Source organism: Niallia sp. FSL M8-0099 (assembly GCF_038006945.1).
GTDB classification, from domain to species: domain Bacteria; phylum Bacillota; class Bacilli; order Bacillales; family Cytobacillaceae; genus Niallia; species Niallia circulans.
The window spans coordinates 2,169,544-2,188,579 of record NZ_JBBOWF010000001.1 but is presented as its reverse complement, the minus strand read 5'-3'; the positions used below and the strand labels follow the sequence as shown (position 1 = coordinate 2,188,579).

At 34.3% G+C, this 19,036-nt stretch carries 17 protein-coding genes and 1 riboswitch; of the genes, 5 read left to right on the top strand and 12 right to left on the bottom strand.

What is annotated here, in order from left to right:
* Positions 1-273 precede the first annotated feature (273 nt).
* From NSQ92_RS10755 to NSQ92_RS10740, 4 genes are all read right to left on the bottom strand, one after another.
* Positions 274-1,902: a catalase gene (locus tag NSQ92_RS10755; RefSeq protein WP_235850031.1), complete on the bottom strand. Its 1,629-nt coding sequence runs from the start codon at positions 1,900-1,902 to the stop codon at positions 274-276.
* Positions 1,903-2,466: 564 nt separating this feature from the next.
* Complete coding sequence (locus NSQ92_RS10750) at positions 2,467-2,886, bottom strand: GNAT family N-acetyltransferase (protein ID WP_061796118.1); 420 nt, start codon at positions 2,884-2,886, stop codon at positions 2,467-2,469.
* Between the two features lie 120 nt (positions 2,887-3,006).
* The gene (locus NSQ92_RS10745) at positions 3,007-3,762 is read right to left on the bottom strand and encodes a DUF1129 family protein (RefSeq protein WP_341132553.1); all 756 of its coding nucleotides are present in this window, start codon (positions 3,760-3,762) and stop codon (positions 3,007-3,009) included.
* A complete protein-coding gene (locus tag NSQ92_RS10740) occupies positions 3,763-4,095 on the bottom strand; it encodes a PadR family transcriptional regulator (protein ID WP_047944618.1) in 333 nt (110 codons plus the stop codon). It lies immediately after the preceding gene.
* 202 nt (positions 4,096-4,297) lie between these two features.
* Here NSQ92_RS10740 and NSQ92_RS10735 point away from each other — a divergent pair, with 202 nt between their 5' ends.
* Positions 4,298-4,801, top strand: a complete 504-nt coding sequence (locus NSQ92_RS10735) for a hypothetical protein (RefSeq protein ID WP_095257272.1) — start codon at positions 4,298-4,300, stop codon at positions 4,799-4,801.
* A 59-nt stretch (positions 4,802-4,860) separates the two neighbouring features.
* Here NSQ92_RS10735 and NSQ92_RS10730 read toward each other — a convergent pair whose 3' ends face one another.
* The 3 genes from NSQ92_RS10730 to map form a co-directional block, all read right to left on the bottom strand.
* Positions 4,861-6,261 carry an amino acid permease gene (locus NSQ92_RS10730; protein WP_047944620.1) on the bottom strand — a complete coding sequence of 467 codons (1,401 nt, stop codon included), beginning with the start codon at positions 6,259-6,261 and terminating at the stop codon, positions 4,861-4,863.
* Between the two features lie 154 nt (positions 6,262-6,415).
* Positions 6,416-6,594, bottom strand: a riboswitch (Lysine riboswitch).
* 276 nt (positions 6,595-6,870) lie between these two features.
* Positions 6,871-7,290: a hypothetical protein gene (locus tag NSQ92_RS10725; protein ID WP_341152773.1), complete on the bottom strand. Its 420-nt coding sequence runs from the start codon at positions 7,288-7,290 to the stop codon at positions 6,871-6,873.
* Positions 7,291-7,645: 355 nt separating this feature from the next.
* Positions 7,646-8,389, bottom strand: a complete 744-nt coding sequence (gene map, locus NSQ92_RS10720) for a type I methionyl aminopeptidase (protein ID WP_047944622.1) — start codon at positions 8,387-8,389, stop codon at positions 7,646-7,648.
* A 300-nt stretch (positions 8,390-8,689) separates the two neighbouring features.
* Between map and NSQ92_RS10715 the strand changes: the two genes are divergently transcribed.
* The gene (locus tag NSQ92_RS10715) at positions 8,690-9,331 is read left to right on the top strand and encodes a LysE family transporter (protein ID WP_095257273.1); all 642 of its coding nucleotides are present in this window, start codon (positions 8,690-8,692) and stop codon (positions 9,329-9,331) included.
* 40 nt (positions 9,332-9,371) lie between these two features.
* Here the strand turns inward: NSQ92_RS10715 and NSQ92_RS10710 are convergent, their stop codons facing one another.
* On the bottom strand, positions 9,372-10,820 hold the full coding sequence (locus tag NSQ92_RS10710) for an alpha-amylase (RefSeq protein WP_047944624.1): 1,449 nt from the start codon (positions 10,818-10,820) through the stop codon (positions 9,372-9,374).
* A gap of 533 nt (positions 10,821-11,353) precedes the next feature.
* Here NSQ92_RS10710 and NSQ92_RS10705 point away from each other — a divergent pair.
* The 3 genes from NSQ92_RS10705 (at position 11,354) to NSQ92_RS10695 (ending at position 12,897) form a co-directional block, all read left to right on the top strand.
* Positions 11,354-11,671: a hypothetical protein gene (locus NSQ92_RS10705; protein ID WP_053215806.1), complete on the top strand. Its 318-nt coding sequence runs from the start codon at positions 11,354-11,356 to the stop codon at positions 11,669-11,671.
* A 51-nt stretch (positions 11,672-11,722) separates the two neighbouring features.
* Entirely contained in the window at positions 11,723-12,067 is a 345-nt protein-coding gene (locus NSQ92_RS10700) for a hypothetical protein (RefSeq protein WP_235844415.1), read from the top strand.
* A gap of 422 nt (positions 12,068-12,489) precedes the next feature.
* A complete protein-coding gene (locus NSQ92_RS10695) occupies positions 12,490-12,897 on the top strand; it encodes a DUF1259 domain-containing protein (RefSeq protein WP_369987995.1) in 408 nt (135 codons plus the stop codon).
* Between the two features lie 543 nt (positions 12,898-13,440).
* On the opposite strand, the gene NSQ92_RS10690 is transcribed toward NSQ92_RS10695, so the two are convergent.
* The 4 genes from NSQ92_RS10690 to NSQ92_RS10675 form a co-directional block, all read right to left on the bottom strand.
* Positions 13,441-14,607: a M20 family metallopeptidase gene (locus NSQ92_RS10690; RefSeq protein ID WP_445669269.1), complete on the bottom strand. Its 1,167-nt coding sequence runs from the start codon at positions 14,605-14,607 to the stop codon at positions 13,441-13,443.
* A gap of 202 nt (positions 14,608-14,809) precedes the next feature.
* Complete coding sequence (speD, locus tag NSQ92_RS10685) at positions 14,810-15,616, bottom strand: adenosylmethionine decarboxylase (RefSeq protein WP_095320106.1); 807 nt, start codon at positions 15,614-15,616, stop codon at positions 14,810-14,812.
* 113 nt (positions 15,617-15,729) lie between these two features.
* Entirely contained in the window at positions 15,730-16,662 is a 933-nt protein-coding gene (glsA, locus tag NSQ92_RS10680; protein ID WP_341152771.1) for a glutaminase A, read from the bottom strand.
* Between the two features lie 113 nt (positions 16,663-16,775).
* Entirely contained in the window at positions 16,776-18,977 is a 2,202-nt protein-coding gene (locus NSQ92_RS10675; RefSeq protein WP_341152770.1) for a sensor domain-containing protein, read from the bottom strand.
* Between the last annotated feature and the right edge of the window lie 59 nt (positions 18,978-19,036).

Sequence of the window (19,036 nt, the reverse complement as noted above, 5' to 3'; positions counted from 1 at the left end):
GTAATAATATTAGCACTTAAATGTGATGAGTGCTAATCTATTAATTAAATATCATATTTCATAAGGGATGTCAATTAATGTTATTATAGAGGAAAAGAATGATTGATGTGGTTGGCACATAAGAACTTTATGGAATATAATTGCCACTAAGGATTGTGAAATTGGTGGTTAACAGGCCTAAAAATACCAAAAAGGAGACACAATTTTAAATGTGTCTCCCATCAACTTAATAAGAACTTTTAGTAGCTACCTTTTTATCTACCATTCCACTTATTAATAAGGGTCAGCTTCATGGCTTTTCTTCACTGCATCTTTTGTTGCTTCATTGGCATCTATTGTTCCTTGCCCATATTTTGATTGACCTGCTTCACGCCCTGGAACATTATCCTTTGCCGTTTCTTTCATCTCTTTCATTTTCGTTTCGATGCCCTCTTTCACACGGCGGCCATAATCTTCATCTGCTTGTGTAAAGTGTTCAATCATCGCATCTTGAATTTTTTTATCACAGATTGCCAGTGCTTCCGATAGGTTTTTTATTAATTCTTCGCGCTCCCAATCTTCAAAGCTTCTGTATGTGTGACCAGCTTGTCCATAGTTATTAGGTCGGTCTATTGGTGCACTCATCGCCGCAGCATTATAGGTCGGCTGATGAGGTACCCGCTCTTCTTTCCCTGCCTCTTTAAAACCACCAAGCATAGATGGTTCATAGTTGATATGTGGGTTTTCCCCAGATTCTTTCGGATCACGTACATCCATTTGGCCGCGATGTTGATTTGTGCGCACAGGTGCTTTTGGTGCGTTTACTGGTACTTTCAGATAATTTGCACCAACACGATAGCGTTGAGTATCAGAGTAAGAGAAGGTGCGCCCTTGTAACATCTTATCGTCAGAAAAATCCATTCCATCTACAAGTACACCAGTACCGAAAGCAGCTTGCTCAATTTCGGTATGGAAATCGACCGGATTACGATCGAGGACCATACGCCCAACTGGCAACCATGGGAATTTATCTTCTGGCCAAAGCTTCGTATCATCGAGAGGATCAAAATCTAGTTCTGGATGATAATCATCCTCCATTATTTGCACGTAAAGCTCCCATTCTGGATAATCACCACGCTCGATTGCTTCATATAAGTCTTGTGTCGCATGGCCAACGTTCTTGGCTTGAATAGATTCTGCTTCCTCTTGCGTCAAATTGCGAATGCCTTGTTTTGGTTCCCAATGGTATTTTACTAATACTGCTTCACCTTGTTCATTTACCCATTTATAAGTGTTTACCCCAGAACCCTGCATATGACGATATGTAGCTGGAATACCCCATGGTGAGAAGAGGAAGGTTATCATATGTGTAGCCTCAGGAGTGCGGGAAACAAAATCAAACATACGTTGTGGGTTTGGTACGTTTGAAACTGGATCTGCTTTAAAGGCATGTATCATATCTGGAAACTTCATGGCATCACGAATAAAGAATATCTTAAGGTTATTTCCAACCAAATCCCAGTTTCCATCTTCAGTATACATTTTTACAGCAAATCCACGTGGATCGCGTGCTGTTTCAGGTGAATCCTTCGCCCCAGCAACAGTAGAAAAACGAACCATCAATGGTGTCTTCTTCCCTGCTCCGGAAAATACTTTTGCACGAGTATACTTTTCTACCGGCTCATTTCCTACTTTTCCGTAAGTTTCAAAATAACCAAATGCTCCAGAGCCTCGTGCATGTACGACACGCTCTGGCACTTCTTCACGATCAAAATGGGAGATCTTTTCAATAAAGTGGTAATTCTCAAGTGTAGCAGGGCCGCGATTCCCAATAGTACGGATGTTTTGGTTATCTAATACAGGATGTCCTTGTCTTGTTGTTAAGGTTTCTCGATCCTGATCTTGCCCCTTTTCATTATTCATATCTTTTTTCTCTGCCAAAAAAATAACCTCCTAGTATTTAGTCATTATTAGTTGTATCCAATATATGCTAATTCATGCTATTGGAAGTAAATGATGGGTATAACTATTTAAATAAATATTGGGGTTACTGTATTATTTTTTTACTATCCTTCCCAAAAAACTTACATGATACGAACAAAAGCATGAAATATTAAGTGTATTACATGCTTTTGTCTATTTACTTTTACCCATTAATTTCTTGGTTAACCTATTTATATACATGCAAATTCTGGTATAGGAATGAAAACATATTTTTAAAAGATATCAAATGGAAGAAATTTTTTTAAACTATGTAACTTGTTGTAAGTAACAAGGAAAGGAAATTAGATCAATATTGATAAGAGTTCTTCGGTTTGCTGGTTTTAATCGAGCGGATGACTTTATCTATTGGGTCAGACTTTTTCTAGAAAAAAGTGATTGTACTTCTTCTTTACATGCCTCCACCTTATGTACGTAAATAGTGTTACCAGAATAAGGTTGGATATGCACAAGAAAAAATAAAAAACCACATCCAAAATGCGGTTTTTAAAGATGGAGAGACATGCCAGGAGCGTCTTGTTCTCTTTCTATGAATCCTAATTTTTTATAAAAGGGATGTTTTCCTTTAGCCGAAAATAATTGAATGGATTGAATACCTGATTGTTGGCATTTAGATACAAGCTTTTCGATTATTTGCTTCCCCAATCCTTTGCCCTGCTCATTAGGATCAACCATTACATCACAAATTAATGCTTGATATACTCCATCTGATATCATACGACCAAAGGCGATAAGTTTTTTATCATTATCATTATAAATAGAAACAGAATACCAGCTGTTTTTTGCTGCTTCATACAACTGCTCCCTGGTATAGTTTCCTTTTTTGTTATTTAATAAACCGCTGTCCTCATGTAATTGAGCAAACTTTGTGAATGATGGCAGCTCTTCTGTTATAAAATATTTCATGGTTCTTTTCCCCTTTAATCGCCGAATCTTCATAATTATATTTATACATTATTATGAATTAATATTCAATTGTTTTTTATAAAAAAAGCATATCTTTTTCTGATATGCTTTAAGAGGTTATTAAGTATTTTTTTTTGCTTTTTTTCCTTGCCAAATTACCAAGATAAAATACCCAAACATGAAAACAAAGAAAATAATGGACGATGTTAAAGTCTTCATCTCTTCTGACATAGGCAAAGGTTTTACTAGAAGGTTTGGAAGATAGAGAATAACAGGGAAAAAGACAACCCATGATTTACTCCACCAAGCAAACCAACATAAATAAACAAAAGGAACAATTAAGAAAAGGAGTTGTTTAGTTACCGTATCAATCATGTATACTGGACCATAATTATTCCCGTAGAACATTAACACAAAAAACATTCCTATAATCAATAATTGTAAGGGAAATATTAAGGCAAATGCTTTTTTATTTGAGCTATTTCTTGATGAAATGTAACGAAATATGACAACGTACATCCCAAGCATGAAAACACTTATAAATAGAGAACCTAATCCAACTAATAAAGATAATTGATTTTCCCCTAAGATAATTTTCCCGATTAAGGTATAGGCAATTAAGCTAATAAATACATGTGGTAATAGTTTCCCCCATTCGATTAAATCCGTCTGCATTTCATTTGCTAAACTTTCCATATATGCTTTCGGGGAATTTCCTGTTATTTTCGATATATTCTTTCCATTTGCTTCTGCTTCTTGTAAATGATCGGTCAATTCTTCGACAATCTCTTTTATTTCCTTTTCTTTTTTTCCCGTTGTTAATAAATATAGATGTAAATTTTCCACAAAAGTTTCTGCTTCTTTCGATAATTTCACTTACTTCTCCTCCCTTATATCTTTTAATAACCAATGTACACTTGTTGCCAGTTCTGTCCACGTGTCAGCAAATTCATCTAAGACTTTAGCTCCTTTATCCGAAAGGGAATAATATTTGCGCTTTGGACCAGATGGAGATGCTTTTGTTTCTACTGTAACAAGCTCTTCCTTTTTCATACGTAAAAGTACAGGATAAATACTTCCTTCACTAATCATGGTAAATCCATAAGCTTCTAATTTTTCAATCATTTCATAGCCATAAATCTCTCCTTTTGAAATAATCGCAAGTAAACATCCTTCCAAAACTCCCTTTAACATCTGACTTTTTGACATGGACATATATCCTTTCTATTCAGGCTATATTGTTTAACAAGATAGCGGCTATATTGTATAGCAAGATTCTATCTTTAAACATATCTTACCATATAGTATTTTGCATTGCAAGATAGTTTTAAAAATTAGGCTCATCTTTTTCCAATTAGCTTTCATAGTGGACTTCCACTCGTTCATACAGTAAGGAGAAGGAGGTGGAGTAGTGAAAAAAGTTATTAAAATCTTGTTTTTACCCTTTCTGTTTTTAATTACTGCTTGTTCAGCCGATCCAGTTCGAGAGGATTTACTTGAATATGTAAATGAGGATATGAAAACAGCATTTGAATTAGAGGTAAAGGCTGTTTCTGCATACGATTCAGTTTCAGGTATTAATTATATGGATGATTGGACTATGTATGATACAATCCAAACGACCGTTATTCCCAATTATAATGAATTTATTAAAGAGTTGAATTCAGTACAAGTGGAAACAGAGGAATTAAGAGAAATTCATGAAATATATATCGAAGGCGCTGACACACAATACAATGCATTTGTGAAAATACTTACAGCGCTAGAAACACAGGATATCACACTTGTAGAAGAGGCAAATGCTATGCTGGAGGAAGCTCGTAAACTAATTCGACAATATATGAATGAACTAGATAAACTTGCGAAAGAGCATGAAGTGGAATGGGATGATAGTACAGTGAGTGAATCACTTTAATCCTTTACAAAAAGAAACTGAGCGGTAAAAACAAGGTTTTTGCCGCTCGGATATGTGTATTATTCTGGTTTAGACCCTTTATTCAATTGGTTATAGAAAAGAATTCCGCTTAATAGTAAAAGTACTCCGAAGCTAAATGTTTTAATATCTGCAGTTCCCGCAATAATTACCCATATAGAATAAATGGTTGCAATGATTCCAATAGCAAAGTCTACTCTTCTCGATTTCATGGAAGTATACGTTTCTCCTGAAATAACTAATTTTAATTGGAAGATTGACGAAATTAAATAAGGAACAAGATAGCTTAATGTGGCAATATAAATGATAAAGTCAAATGCCTGCGAAATACTTCTTGATACGGTGGAGAAAATAAACAATTGACCTAAAATATTGGTCACGACTAAAGAAAAGGTTGGAATACCTTTTTTATTTTCCTTTAAGAAAGCAGGAATAAAAATTCCTTGTTTAGCAGCAGCATAAGGTACTTCTGCACTTAACATAATCCATCCGATTGTAGAGCCAAATAAGCTGATTAATCCGATAGCTGCTAGTATTTTACCGGCAATTGGTCCTAGAACAGCTTCGATTGCATCGATTAAAGGCTTTTGCGAAGCGATTAATTCATTTTGAGAAAGGATTCCCATAACAAGTGTACTAATTCCAATATAGATTGCTAATGCAATTAATAGTCCAATAATGGTTGCTTTTTTAACATCTGACTGTTTTTTTGCACGTGAGGCAAAAACGACGGCAGACTCTACCCCGATAAATGCCCATAATGTTGTTATAGCTGCACTGTTGATTTGTCCGAATAGATCAACCGAATGACCTGCTGCATTAACTTTCGGTTCAGCAAAAGGAAGGATATTGCTTGTTTCAAATGCAAATAAAGCAATAATAATAAATAGCATAAAACCGATTACTTTTGCAGATGTAGCAAGTATATTTAATTTCCCGGCATTTTCTAGCCCGTTTAAAATGATCCAATGGGTTCCCCATAATAAAATGGTACAAACAAGGAAGGTTAACGCATTTCCCACGTAAAGGGTAAAAGAGCCAACATGGAATAATGCTGCTTCACTTGTTAGAATAGGGAAAAAAGTGGATAAATAGCCAGCAAAAGTAGTAATAATGGCAACATTACCAGCTAAATTTCCAATCCAATATCCCCATGTTGACATAAAACCAGATAAAGTAGATTTTTTGGATCCTCGTTTAAATAACTCTTTCGCATAAATTTGTGGTCCACCTGTTAATTTTGGTTTGCGTATGGCTAAATTTCCAAATACTAAGGCTGTGACTAACACACCAAATCCGGTTAATAACCATGCAAGAATAACGCCAGCTGGACTTGCAACTTCCGCTAATGAGCGTGGCAGCATAAATATTCCTGAGCCAACCATATTTCCAACGACTAAGGATATTAAGATCCCCAGTCCTAATTTTCCTTTTGTGTTCATATTTGTCTCCTTTATGATGTATTTTGCTCATGCTAGGACATAGGAGATTTACTTGAAGCCTTATATCTGTATACAATAAATTGTATTTTTATTATTTCCAAGGCATAAAAAAAACACACCTTTAAATGGTGTGAAATTCGAAAACACCATCAGATAACAGGATAGTTCATCATAGTAAGATCCTATGACAGTTCTGCACCTATTCGTATGCAGACCCAGCTACTATTATCAGAGAATAATAGTGCTTCGGCGATATTTCCTTTCAAAAGCAATCAATAAGCTCTCTGGCTTTCCCTCTTTTTACTAATAAAAATCGCGACCTCTACCTCATCTCGAGCTGATAAGGATTTTATTATGAAATTACATGTACTAGGTTACGAGATATGACCATCAATGTCAATGGATATATAAATAGAAGGAAATGTCGCTAAATTCGCAATTATGGTTCTTTCATCGTTTATCGTTTTAAGAGCTCTCTAAAAAACATTGTCAATTTTAAATTTTTCTAAACAAACAAGCTCTGCTTGAAAACAGAGCTTGTTTGTTTAGAAATGTGGAGTTTACGATGAAATATATAATTAAAATTAATCTATTACATCGTTCAAGTGTTTAATGAATCGTGAAAGTATCTTCATATGTCTCTCCCTCTTTCTGCCATTTTACAGTCATTTTATAAATATGCCCTCTTTCCGGACTATTCCCTAAATAAAATTCTGTAGCAAAAGGATGCAGAGTAGTGACTGACCCATCTATATCTGTTCCTTCCACAAAGGAATCAGTTTGTGCTAATATCTCATCGTTATCCGTATATGTTAATTCTTTTACTTCCACTTTTTGTTTATCTAATTGTTTTAATTTACCCTGCCAGCCTGTTGGCTCACTTGGGTCTATATTTTTCTTATAAGTATACTTCCACATGCCATTGTCTGACTTACCAGAAATGGAAAGAGTCGAAGCATATACATAAACACTGGAAAAAATAACAATAAGGAAGACTGAGCAGGTGATTAGAAACTTCTTCTTTTTCAAAAAATACTCTCCTTTTCATTTAATAAGTAATACAAGAACACTCCAATCAGAATTTCACGCAGCGGTGCTTTTCCCTAGTTCGAACTTTTAATTTACAATATTTGTATGCGCAAGCATATAAATACATTGTATCACCAATTTTTTCATAACTGAACATATAATAAGGAATATGTTAAAAACTCCAATTGCACTTTTTCAGCTTCTTCCCCGTAACAAATAATTCATACTTATTCTTATCTTAGTAAACAGTTGTAGTAAAAAGGAATATAAAAGACCACAGGCAAAGACCTTGAATTTAAAGGTGTTTGTCTATGGTCGGATGCTCTATTTTGAAACAGTGCTTACTTCTTTCTATTTATAAAGTTGTAATAATTGGTTTATCTTTTGTAATTATTACAGTGTGCTCGTACTGGGCAACATAGCTTTTTTCTTTGGTAGAGAATGTCCAGCCGTCATTTTCTTCATATACTTCCTCCGAACCGGTAGATATAAAAGGTTCAAAGGCAATAACCATTCCATCACGAAGCAATTCTGTGTCCCAAGAATCAAAATAATTTAGAATATGATCTGGTTTCTCGTGAAGAGATGTTCCAATACCGTGTCCTGTCAGGTTTTTAATTACCGTAAATCCGTTCTTTTTTGCTGTGTTGTATACGAATTTTCCAATTCGATTCTTCTTCGCACCTGGTTTGAAGCATTTAAGTCCTTCTTCAAAAGCTTCTTGCGCTACTTCACAGAGTTTAACAAGCTTAGGATCGCCATTTCCTACTACAATGGATTTTCCAGTATCAGCAAAATAGCCATTTTTGCTTGCGGAAACGTCAATATTAACTAAATCACCTTCTTGAATGACACGATCTCCTGGGATTCCATGTGCAACCTCATCATTTACAGATATACAAGTATACCCTGGAAAATCATACATATCTTGGGGAGCAGAAACCGCACCATGTTCGGCAAATAACTTTCCAGCTAGATTATCTAATTCTTTTGTAGTCACTCCTGGTACTGTATTTTTAATTAATTCCTCTCTGATAATGCTTACGATTTTCCCGATTTCTTTTAAACCGTTAATGTCTTGTTCACTTTTTACTATCATGTATATTCTCCTTGTTTATATCAGTTCTCGAATCTTTTTCGCGTATACTATTATATGCTAAATAAAGTACTAAGTAAAAGAAATTCCATTATTAACGCTAAATAAAAAAGAAGAACAGCGAGATGGTTTATTCTTTTTTTTACGGTCTCGATTATCTATATTTAGTTATTTATTGGATGTATTTACTAATATAGTGAAGTGATTCATTCGTTATAAATAAGTTTTCATTTTTCTAATTAAAATTACATATCATCGCTTTCTTTTACATAGCATGTACAAGAAAGGATGTGGGAGAGACGAATGTTCAGTGTCACCATCTTACTTAGCTATATCTTGCTAGGATTTACATTAGCTGCTCCGATTGGTCCAGTAAATTCCGCGAGAATTGACAAAGGAATAAAAAATGGTTTTTGGCATGCTTGGATAGTTGGTTTTGGATCCATGCTTGCAGATGGTGTTTTTATGATAATGGTGTACATAGGAATGGTTCATTTTCTTGAAATAGATATCATTCAAATATTTCTCTGGCTATTTGGGGGCTTTGTTTTGATTTATACGGGGATGGAAAGTATTGTAGGTGCCCAACATCTTAAATTGGATTCCCTTCGAGGAAAAGATTCTTTGTTTAAATGTTTTTTAACAGGATTTATCATGTCTATAACTAGTCCGTTATCTATTTTATTTTGGCTAGGTATATATGGCTCGATATTAGCAAAAACGGCCCAAGAAAATGGGACTAGTTCTTTATTGATCTACAGCAGTATGATTTTTCTTGGTCTTACTTTATGGGACTTGATTGTAGCTGCTTTAACTAATAGCTTTAGACGTTTTCTTACAATTGGAACTTTAAGAGGCATTTCCATTATTTCTGGTGCTTCCTTAGTTATATTTGGCGTGTACTTTGGTTATCAAGGAATGATGAAATTATTCTTTTCCTCATAAAAGATGGGGCATGCTGCGTAAAACAACATGCCCTATCTTTTTAATCAGCTAATCCCCATACGGAAACACTCTTCGCATCAACAGGAAATTCACCGTATCCATCTTCATCTATTGTCACGTGATCTTTTCTTGTGTTCGTAAAGTCAATCCATTCTTCTCCCCTTCGTGATTCACCAACAAACATTTTCTTGAATCCATCATCCTTATTGGATATGACAACAGCACAACCGGATTTTTCTATTTCAGCTTCTCCATGGCGAACCCAGCCAATTATATTTGGATTATCAAAATAGTCATCCTGTTTGCCGTAAGCTTTTTTCTTGCGAACATATAATAAGGGATCAATGGCTGCCTTTTTTCCTTCTATTGGCGCATCCCCGCCAATTCCAAAATAATCTCCGTAAAATATAGTTGGATAGCCGTCTTTTCGAAGTAAAATAAGGCTATAGGCAATTTGTTTGAACCAATCTTCTACCCATGATTCTAAAGATTCATTTGGCTGTGTATCATGATTATCAACAAATGTTACACAATTAAGAGGATTTTCTTTTACTAACGTTCCCTCGAAAATCGTTGATAAATCAAAGTTACTTCCTTCCATAGAAGCAGTGTGCAATTTATAGTGTAGCGGGACATCAAATAAATCGATTTTGTAATCCATTTGCTCTAAAAATTCCTGACATTCTTGCAGATCAGCTTTCCAAAATTCACCTACGAAATAAAAATCGTCTTTTTCTTTCAGCAAGGAAGTGGCGAATTTTTTTATAAAATCGTGGTTTATATGTTTTATGGCATCTAATCGATAGCCATCACAATTTAGTGTTTGGTAAAGCCATTTTCCCCATGAAATCATTTCATTTTGGACAAGCTCATTATTATAGTCAATGTTTGCAAACATTAAATAGTCATAATTTCCAAATTCATCATCGACGTTTGAATTCCACATTTTATTATCGCCCACAATGCGGAATACCCCTTCTTTTTTTGTTTTATTATCATAATCGGTTCCGTTAAAATGCTGGAAGTTCCACTTAAAGGATGAATAAGTATCTCCTCTTCCTGGAAAAGTGAATTTTGTCCATGCTTCGATATCATGTGGTTCTGATATCTCTTCTTCTCTATTTTCCGGATTCACTTCAATTGCTTTAAATGTTTCTTTCTCATCAGCTGCTGCTTTATGATTCATTACCACATCCACATAGACTTGGATTCCGACATTATGACATGCCTCAATAGCTTCCAGTAATTCTTTTTTCGTTCCATATTTTGTACGAATACTGCCCTTTTGATCAAATTCTCCTAAATCATATACATCGTAAACGCCATATCCATTGTCTTCATTGGAGGCAGCTTTCGTCACAGGTGGAATCCAAATGGAATCAATACCAGCTTCCTTTAATTCTCCTGCTTTTTCTTTTAATCGGTTCCAATGTTGACCATCTGCGTCTAAATGCCATTCGAAAAATTGCATCAATGTCTGATTTTCCATCTATCATTTCTCCTACTCCATAAAATTTGTAGCTTTTCTCACAATGAAAATTATTGAGAAGCTTTCATATGAAGTAATACTACCCAAAAATATTATTTTTCAAGCATAGTTGAAAAAGAGTATAAAAAGAATATTATAAAAAAAGTAAATATTTTCTATTCTTTATTTTTACTAAAATTTAATTACTATAGAATTATTAAATATAAAAAAAGTACTTCCAATATAAAGACTCATATAGTGAATATGCGGAATTATTTTTGATTTGAGTTGTTATTATTTTAGTCTTATTTTCAACGTTTCATCTTTTTTTGTCATTAGCATTTTACCTAGACCCTGGGTTCTCTATGATGGATGTATTACTAATTCAACAAATTTAAAACAATTGTATAGTTATTTTCATGCTGATTATTCTTTATCTACTTATATTCAAGACCAATTCTCGAAAAAAAGGCGATAACAGTAGAGAAATTGTCTATGCTTTCTTATCTTATTATGAATAAGTTGAAATTAAGAAAAGGAAAGGAGTGAATAGAATGTCAAGAAGAGATTATGACAGCGCTGGTAACCAAAGTTACTTTAAGGGTTCTTCTAAAAATAGAAGAAATAATGGCAGAACAGAGGTGAATGTTGATAACGATTTTGACTTAGATAATGATGTACGTGCGGATGCAGATTCAGATGCTGAAGCAGAAGTTAGAAATAAGAATACCAATACTGCTCGTGTTACAAACTCTGGGAACTCACGTGTAGATATCCGTTTGAATAGCAGAAGCAACGCACGTGTTAGAGCAGATCAAGAAACTGATCAAGATAATGATCAAGACCAAAACACAGATATCGATTTTGATTAAGTAATAGTGAAGTGGGGTACATAAGTACCCCACTATTTAAAGGATGATAATATGGTTAAAAAAAACAACAATTCTATTCGAAATGAAGAAAGATTAAGGTCCTGGGGTTTTTCTAAAACTTTTAATAGAATTAACAATGATAATGAATCGTTTAACACTATAAAAAGTAGTGGAAATTCAGATGTTGATTTGGCAGTTGAAGTAAATATTGATACGACAGCAATAGGCTTTGCTATTTTATGCTCCCTTCTTGCTACTGGGCAAATGACAGATATAGAATTTCAAAAGGCTGTAAAAACACTAGAAAAATTAACGAAAGAAAAAATGGGAAATTTTTATGGTAATAGTGTAAACGATGTGGCTAATGCAAAACTATATAATTTAAAAAGATTATAGAGCGGTGAGTTTACTTGGCTGCTCTATCCTACATAACCTATGAAATAGTTATGTCACTTTAAGTTTTGGCCTTACAGAAATGGACTGCATTTTCCTTATTGTTGATTGTTGAACTAAGAAGAGACATCGCTCTTTCGCTGGGATTATTATTGCTATTCACCTATACTTGGAGTCACGCCATGAAAGAACAAAGGAAGATTAACAATTATATGTTATCAAGGTACAAATTTATGGAATTACGAATGAATAGTAAGCGTTTAATAATTGAGTTGGACTGCCATTTTTTGGGCACAATCAACATTTTGAGGTGCTTTGACAGGTTTTAACTTTGAAAGGGTTTTTTCTCTAAATTATATGTCTACAACTTGTCTTATGTTTCTGAATATACTTATAAGTGAGAATAAGAAGTAGAGGTGATTTAAGTGAATAAAAGAGAGTTTGAAAATGTGTCAACTTGTCAAAGACTTGCGGATATTATCGGTGGTGAGGTTATTCAATCGACTCCAGTTTGTGTAATTATGCGGCTCAGAAGTGATATTCGAGCCACCATTTTAGGACGTCGCACTCTTTCCCCGCTAGCACTTCCATATATGTTGTCCTTTGAAAAAAATGGTCTTAATCTAGGTGAAACTGTGTTACTTCAAAAAGAAGTTAATCCAATGCTCGATGCATTACGGAAAAGAGGATTAATTGTAACAGCCTTTCATAACCATTGGCTGTTTGAAGAACCACGATTGATGTATATGCACTGGGAAAATGCAGGGATGAGTCCAGTTGAGTTTGCAAAAAACAGTTTTTCAGCTGCAAAGGAAGCTGGACTTTTCAAATAAGTAGCCATTTGTGATATTTTAGTAAATGCCACGGTTTTGTATATATTTTCCTCTTTCCATAAAAATATGCTTTTCGTATCATCATGGAAATACAGATAGTTTTCAAGTATAGCAAAGATTTGATCCTTAGATACAGGTTTATCTACATCTCTCCAATATTTTCGCAGCATGCCCACTTGCTTCATTTTTATCGGTATTTCCGTGTTGGTATATTCGTCTAACTGTTTAATTTGGCGAAAGCATTGTCCATTATCCTAGCTGATTTTTGGAATGAAAGTTCGAAAATCCCCATAGAAAGATAGTAGGAATAAAAATAGAAAAAAGCTTGCATATAAACTCCTTTTAATCGTTATACTATGATAACTAGCTTTGGTATTTTTCTCCTTTTGATTAATAGTTCCTTTGCGAATGGGAATAGGACTATTTATTATAAATGAACCTTTTTTTTCCTTATCGAAAGGAGGATAAATGGCATAAAAATGCCTTAATTTAAAAAAAACCTCACATTCAAATCTTGATTGTTTGAACGTGAGAAATTAGAATTTATTTATTTTTTAAAAACTCTGCTTTGATTTTTGCTAACAATTCTTTATTCGTAAGAATTTCTAAACCTGTAAGGGCCATTGACTTTGCACCTAAAATCATGGCATCTCTACCTTGATCAGACATAGCAGCTTCTCTAAATTCATGAGTATGACAAGCGTATGCCTCATTACAGATTTTTACATAGGGATGAATAGATGGTACCACCTGGCTTACATTGCCCATATCAAGTGATCCTGAACCATCCCGCTGCTCCTGTATTTCAGATGGTTCTACGCCTAAATCAACAAGTTGTTTTGTAAATAAATCAGATAAAGTTTGGTTGGTAATCATATCATCATAGGAGAATTCATAGAAACTAGATTTAACTGTAGCACCTGTTTGCAGGGCAGCTCCCTCTGCACATTGTTTCACTTTTTCTACTAATTTATTTACTTCTTCTCTTTTTCCTGCTCGGACATAAAACTGTGCAACAGCATAGTCAGGGACGATATTTGCCGCTTTTCCACCTTCTGTGATTACACCATGAATACGAGCATCAGACTTTATATGCTGTCTTAGAGCATTGATACTATTAAAGGTCTGTAATACAGCATCTAGTGCATTGATGCCTAAATGTGGGCTTGCTGCTGCATGAGCAGCTTTGCCAAAGAATTCAAATTGGATAGCGTCCATTGCAAGAGAATCGCCGCTCTTCATATAGCTATCTAATGGATGCACCATCATCGCTACATCTAGCTCTTCAAAAATTCCTGCCTCTGCCATTGTTACTTTGCCGCCTTTCGTTTCCTCAGCAGGCGTGCCGTAAACAATCACTTTTCCTCCTGTTTCGCTTAAAACTTTACTAAGACCAATTCCGGCAGCAATTCCCATAGTACCGATCAAATTATGTCCACATGCATGTCCAAGTTCAGGAAGTGCATCATATTCTGCCATAAAGCCGATAACTGGACCAGCTTTGCCGCTGTCAAAGGTTGCTTTAAAGGCAGTAGGTAAATCACAGATTCCTATTTCTACGTTAAAATCATGCTGTTTTAAGGTGTCAGTTAAAATTTCACATGCTTTAAATTCTTCATGGCCTAACTCAGGATTTTCTCCAATATAAATACTAATATCTTTAAATTTTGCTTCGTTTTCATTAATTGTATCTAGGATGATTTGTTTCATCATTTTCGCACCTTTCTATCTTTCTACAATAATAGTTTACCAATTTTTAAAAAAAAAGCTAGAAAAACATGTTTAAAAATAATATATAAAGTATAATTATGCAATGGAATCTACCATGTTTTTCCTAAATATGATGTTTGATAACTTAATGAAAAAACTGGCTTCGCTTTTATTTAAAAGACGTCGCCAGTTTTGTAATAAATCACTTTATATTTTTCCCATAAAAAATTTCATTCATTTCCTGTGTGAGTTTTGCTGTTATCAATATCCGATCTTCTTCAGATAATTCTTCTTCTTTGCAGCCAAATAAATAATTATTTAAATGGAATTGTTTTAACTTGCATTTTGTATGAAATATATTTTCTTGATAGATATTGGCATCAATCATATCAAATTGTGATTTTGTCTCTTCGGGAATATAGTTTTGAATGGAATTGATATCATGATCGATAAATAGTTTATGACCATGTATATCTCGGGTAAATCCTCTTACACGATAGTCCATTATCATAATGTCTGTGTCATAAGAGTGGATTAAATAGTTTAAAGCTTTTAATGGCGAAATTTCCCCGCACGTTGAAACATCAATATCAGCACGAAAGGTACTGATTCCTTCATCTGGATGATATTCAGGATATGTATGTACCGTTATATGACTTTTGTCGAGATGCATAACCACTGAGCCTGGAAGTGGTCCAGGAGATTCCTCAAATACTTCTTTTGAAGCTTCAGCAACTGGTCCCTCAGATACGAGCAGTGTTACGCTTGCTCCTTGTGGTTCATAGTCTTGCTTTGCAATATTTAGAACGTGTGCGCCAATAATATCGGAAACATTTTTCAAGATTTTCGTCAGACGCTCAGCGTTGTACTGCTCATCGATATATTGAAGATAAGCCTCTCGTTCCCTTTTTGTTCGAGTATAACAGATATCATACATATTGAAGCTCAATGACTTTGTTAAATTGTTAAAACCATGTAATTCTATACGCTGTTGAGGTGTTAAACTCATGTTTATCCCCCTTTTAAACAATTGGTACAATTATGTTACCCGAACAGATTGGGGAATAACCAAAAAATCACTAATCCTTCCTTTTTCCATAGAAGAATTAGTGATAAGTTTTATTAATAAAACATGCTTAAATCATATTTTTTTGCAAGGATTTCTAATAGTTTTAATCCTGCAACACTATTGCCTTTGTCGTCAAGCGCAGGACCAGAAATACCAATTCCAAAACGGGAAGGAACGGCCCCTAATATTCCGCCGGAGACACCACTTTTTGCAGGGATTCCGACTCGAACAGCAAATTCTCCAGAAGCATTATACATTCCGCATGTAACCATAAATGTTTTGCAAATGCGAGCTACATGTGCTGGCATTAACTGTTTGTTTGTGACAGGTTCCTTTCCATCTAAAGCAAATACGATTCCGATTCGCGCTAAATCTAAACAATTTACTTCGATAGAGCATTGCTTTGTATATAAATCTAATAATTCCTCCACATCTTCATTAATGATGCCATGTTGTTTCATAAAGAAACAAAGTGCTCTATTCAAATGAGATGTTTCAAACTCTGATTCAGCTACCTCCGCTGAATAACCAATATCACTATTTCCTGATAAGAGCTTAACAAATTCAATAATCTTCTGGAAGCGTTCATCCACGGAGTTCCCCTTTATCATATGGGTAACTGCAAGGGCACCTGCATTTATCATAGGATTTAACGGCTTCGACGGGTTACTCATTTCTAGTTTTACAATAGAATTAAATGGATCGCCAGTAGGCTCATAGCCAACTTTACTAAAAACGTACTCTTCTCCTGATTCAATTAGTGCTAATGCTAAAGTAATGACTTTTGAGATACTTTGTAAAGTAATTTTCTCATGAATGCAGCCTGCTGAATAACAAGTACCATCATGGTGGTAAATAGCTACAGATAAATCATCAGGATTTGCTTTGCTAAGAGCTGGGATATAATCAGCAACTTTCCCATTATGTGTATATTGTTTTGCTTCTAACAATATACTTTCTAATTCCTCATTAGATTGACAAGGCATTTTTTCACCAACTTTACGAAAAATTTTTACATCCCTTTTTATAAAATACAAAAAAGAATTTCTTAATAAGATTAGTATATCCTTAGAAACAAAAAATGAAAAAGGTTTCTGATTTATAGATAGAATTTTTCTAATTCAGATGAAGTCAATGGTTTGCTAAAGTAGTATCCTTGTACGATATCACATTGGTGGTTTATGAGAAAATCGATTTGATTTTTTGTTTCTACTCCCTCTGCAATGACAAGGAAATTCATATTATGACCCATATCGATAATGACTTTAGCTAAAGAGCCTTTGTGAATAGGATGACTGATATCATCAATAAACGTTTTATCAATTTTAATGGTATCAATAGGCAGTGATTTCAAATAACTTAACGAAGAATAACCTTGGCCGAAATCATCTATCGATATTTGAAAGCCAAGCTTTTTAATATTAGCTAATTCTATTTGGGCTAATTCAATATTTTGCATAATGCTTTCCGTTATCTCTAACTCGATTTTCTTTGGATCTATTTCTAATCTTACTATTTCTTTTTGTAGAAAAGAAATGAAATCAATGTATTGAAATTGTCGAGCAGAAATATTGATAGCAAGTTTTAAATCTTTTTTTCCTTCTCTTTCCCATTTCTTTTTCTGCGCAAATGCCTCCGTTATGACCCATTCTCCAATCGTTAATATTAAATTGGATTCTTCAGCAATTGGTATAAATTCATCTGGAGACAAATAGCCGTATACCGGGTGTTTCCAACGTAGGAGAGCTTCAACACCAAATATGCTGCCTGTATGGATATTTACTTGTGGCTGATAGTATAATTCTATTTCTTTATTTAAAATAGCTTTGCGTAGTGCCATCTCCAATTCCATCTTTCTTGCGCCTTTTTCTGCAATGGAAGCGGAGTAAAATTGAAAATTGTTTTTGCCGTGATCTTTGGCAACATACATGGCTGTATCAGCATTTTTTATTAATGATTCTTGATCTTTTCCATCTGATGGAAACATGCTGATGCCAATACTTGGTGTAACGAAGAATTCATCTTGTTTCACTACAATAGGATAAGAAAATTGGTTTATTATTTTTTGGGCAGTCTCAGCTGTTTCTAATTTTGTTTTGTTTTCTAATATGATTAAAAATTCATCTCCCCCGAGACGGGCAACAAAATCATTTTTGTCGATAGCTGATTGAAGGATAGTAGATACTTTTTGTAAAATGATATCTCCTGTTCCATGTCCTTTCGTATCATTTATCCGTTTAAATTGATCTAAGTCTAAAAATAATATGGACATTGCTTCCACTTCTTGGTTATAGAGTCGATCATTTAAATGATGCATACAACTGTTTCGATTCGGTAATTTTGTCAGCGTATCTATAAATGCTAATTCCTTAATTTTTAATTCCGCCTGTTTCCGGGATGTGATATCTCTTCCAACAATCAAAACAGCTTCTTGTCCTCCAAAAAGAATTGGCATGCAATTGATTTCTAAGAATACGTTTTCCGCTAAGTCTTTCGTTAATTCAACTTCCATCTCAACTACATTTTGATTTAATTTTTTGCTTTTTTTATATTGTCGAACGATATTTTGATAAGTGGCTTCAGAAAGTAAATCTTTTACTGCAAGCCCCTGTATGGAATTATAGTCTTTTCCTAACATTTTGATGCCAGCCTTATTTATATAATGAAACTTGTAATCAACTGTTACTGCAACAATGTCTGGTGATATGTCGACCAATTTACTAAATTTATCTTCATTTTCTTTGCTATCTGTTATATCAATTAACACGCTTGTAAACTCAGTCATCTCCCTAGTCGATTTGTCAAACACAGCGATGCCTCTATCCTTTATCCAGCGAATCTTCCCATCTGGTTTAATAATACGATAAGTGCTGACAACGACATCTTGATGGGTTAGAAGCTCCGCTCGTTCTACTAAAACCTCTTGATCAGCTGGATGGATAACGTCTTTCCACAAATTATGATTTTTATAAAATGCCTCTGATGAATAACCATAAATAGCTTCAATCCCTGCAGTGACCATTAATTTATTTGTTTTTAAATCATGAAACCAAATCGCAATATCCAAAGTGTCAAAAATTGACTGTAATTTTTTATTGCTTTGAGCAAATTCGCCGAGTATGTAGGTGAACTTTTTTATTAATTGATAAAAAACATATAATAAGCCACTAGTAATAATTAATTGCAGCAGAATAAACAGCTCTTTATTTATCGATGCAGCAAAGATGTTTAAAATCACAGATAAAAATACAAAAAAACAAATGGCCACCATCCATTTTGTTTCACTGTGTTTATAATCCATAGAAGAACTCCTTACTTTAATTGATCATATTTATGTCAATAAAATTTTTATTAAAACAA

Coding starts and splice junctions, on each gene's coding strand:
- NSQ92_RS10715 (WP_095257273.1), top strand. CDS start 8,690: ATGTTCAGTGTCACCATCTTACTTAGCTATATCTTGCTAGGATTTACA.
- NSQ92_RS10750 (WP_061796118.1), bottom strand. CDS start 2,886: ATGAAATATTTTATAACAGAAGAGCTGCCATCATTCACAAAGTTTGCT.
- speD (WP_095320106.1), bottom strand. CDS start 15,616: ATGAGTTTAACACCTCAACAGCGTATAGAATTACATGGTTTTAACAAT.
- NSQ92_RS10730 (WP_047944620.1), bottom strand. CDS start 6,261: ATGAACACAAAAGGAAAATTAGGACTGGGGATCTTAATATCCTTAGTC.
- NSQ92_RS10740 (WP_047944618.1), bottom strand. CDS start 4,095: ATGTCAAAAAGTCAGATGTTAAAGGGAGTTTTGGAAGGATGTTTACTT.
- NSQ92_RS10675 (WP_341152770.1), bottom strand. CDS start 18,977: ATGGATTATAAACACAGTGAAACAAAATGGATGGTGGCCATTTGTTTT.
- NSQ92_RS10705 (WP_053215806.1), top strand. CDS start 11,354: ATGTCAAGAAGAGATTATGACAGCGCTGGTAACCAAAGTTACTTTAAG.
- NSQ92_RS10700 (WP_235844415.1), top strand. CDS start 11,723: ATGGTTAAAAAAAACAACAATTCTATTCGAAATGAAGAAAGATTAAGG.
- glsA (WP_341152771.1), bottom strand. CDS start 16,662: ATGCCTTGTCAATCTAATGAGGAATTAGAAAGTATATTGTTAGAAGCA.
- NSQ92_RS10755 (WP_235850031.1), bottom strand. CDS start 1,902: ATGAATAATGAAAAGGGGCAAGATCAGGATCGAGAAACCTTAACAACA.
- NSQ92_RS10710 (WP_047944624.1), bottom strand. CDS start 10,820: ATGGAAAATCAGACATTGATGCAATTTTTCGAATGGCATTTAGACGCA.
- NSQ92_RS10690 (WP_445669269.1), bottom strand. CDS start 14,607: ATGAAACAAATCATCCTAGATACAATTAATGAAAACGAAGCAAAATTT.
- map (WP_047944622.1), bottom strand. CDS start 8,389: ATGATAGTAAAAAGTGAACAAGACATTAACGGTTTAAAAGAAATCGGG.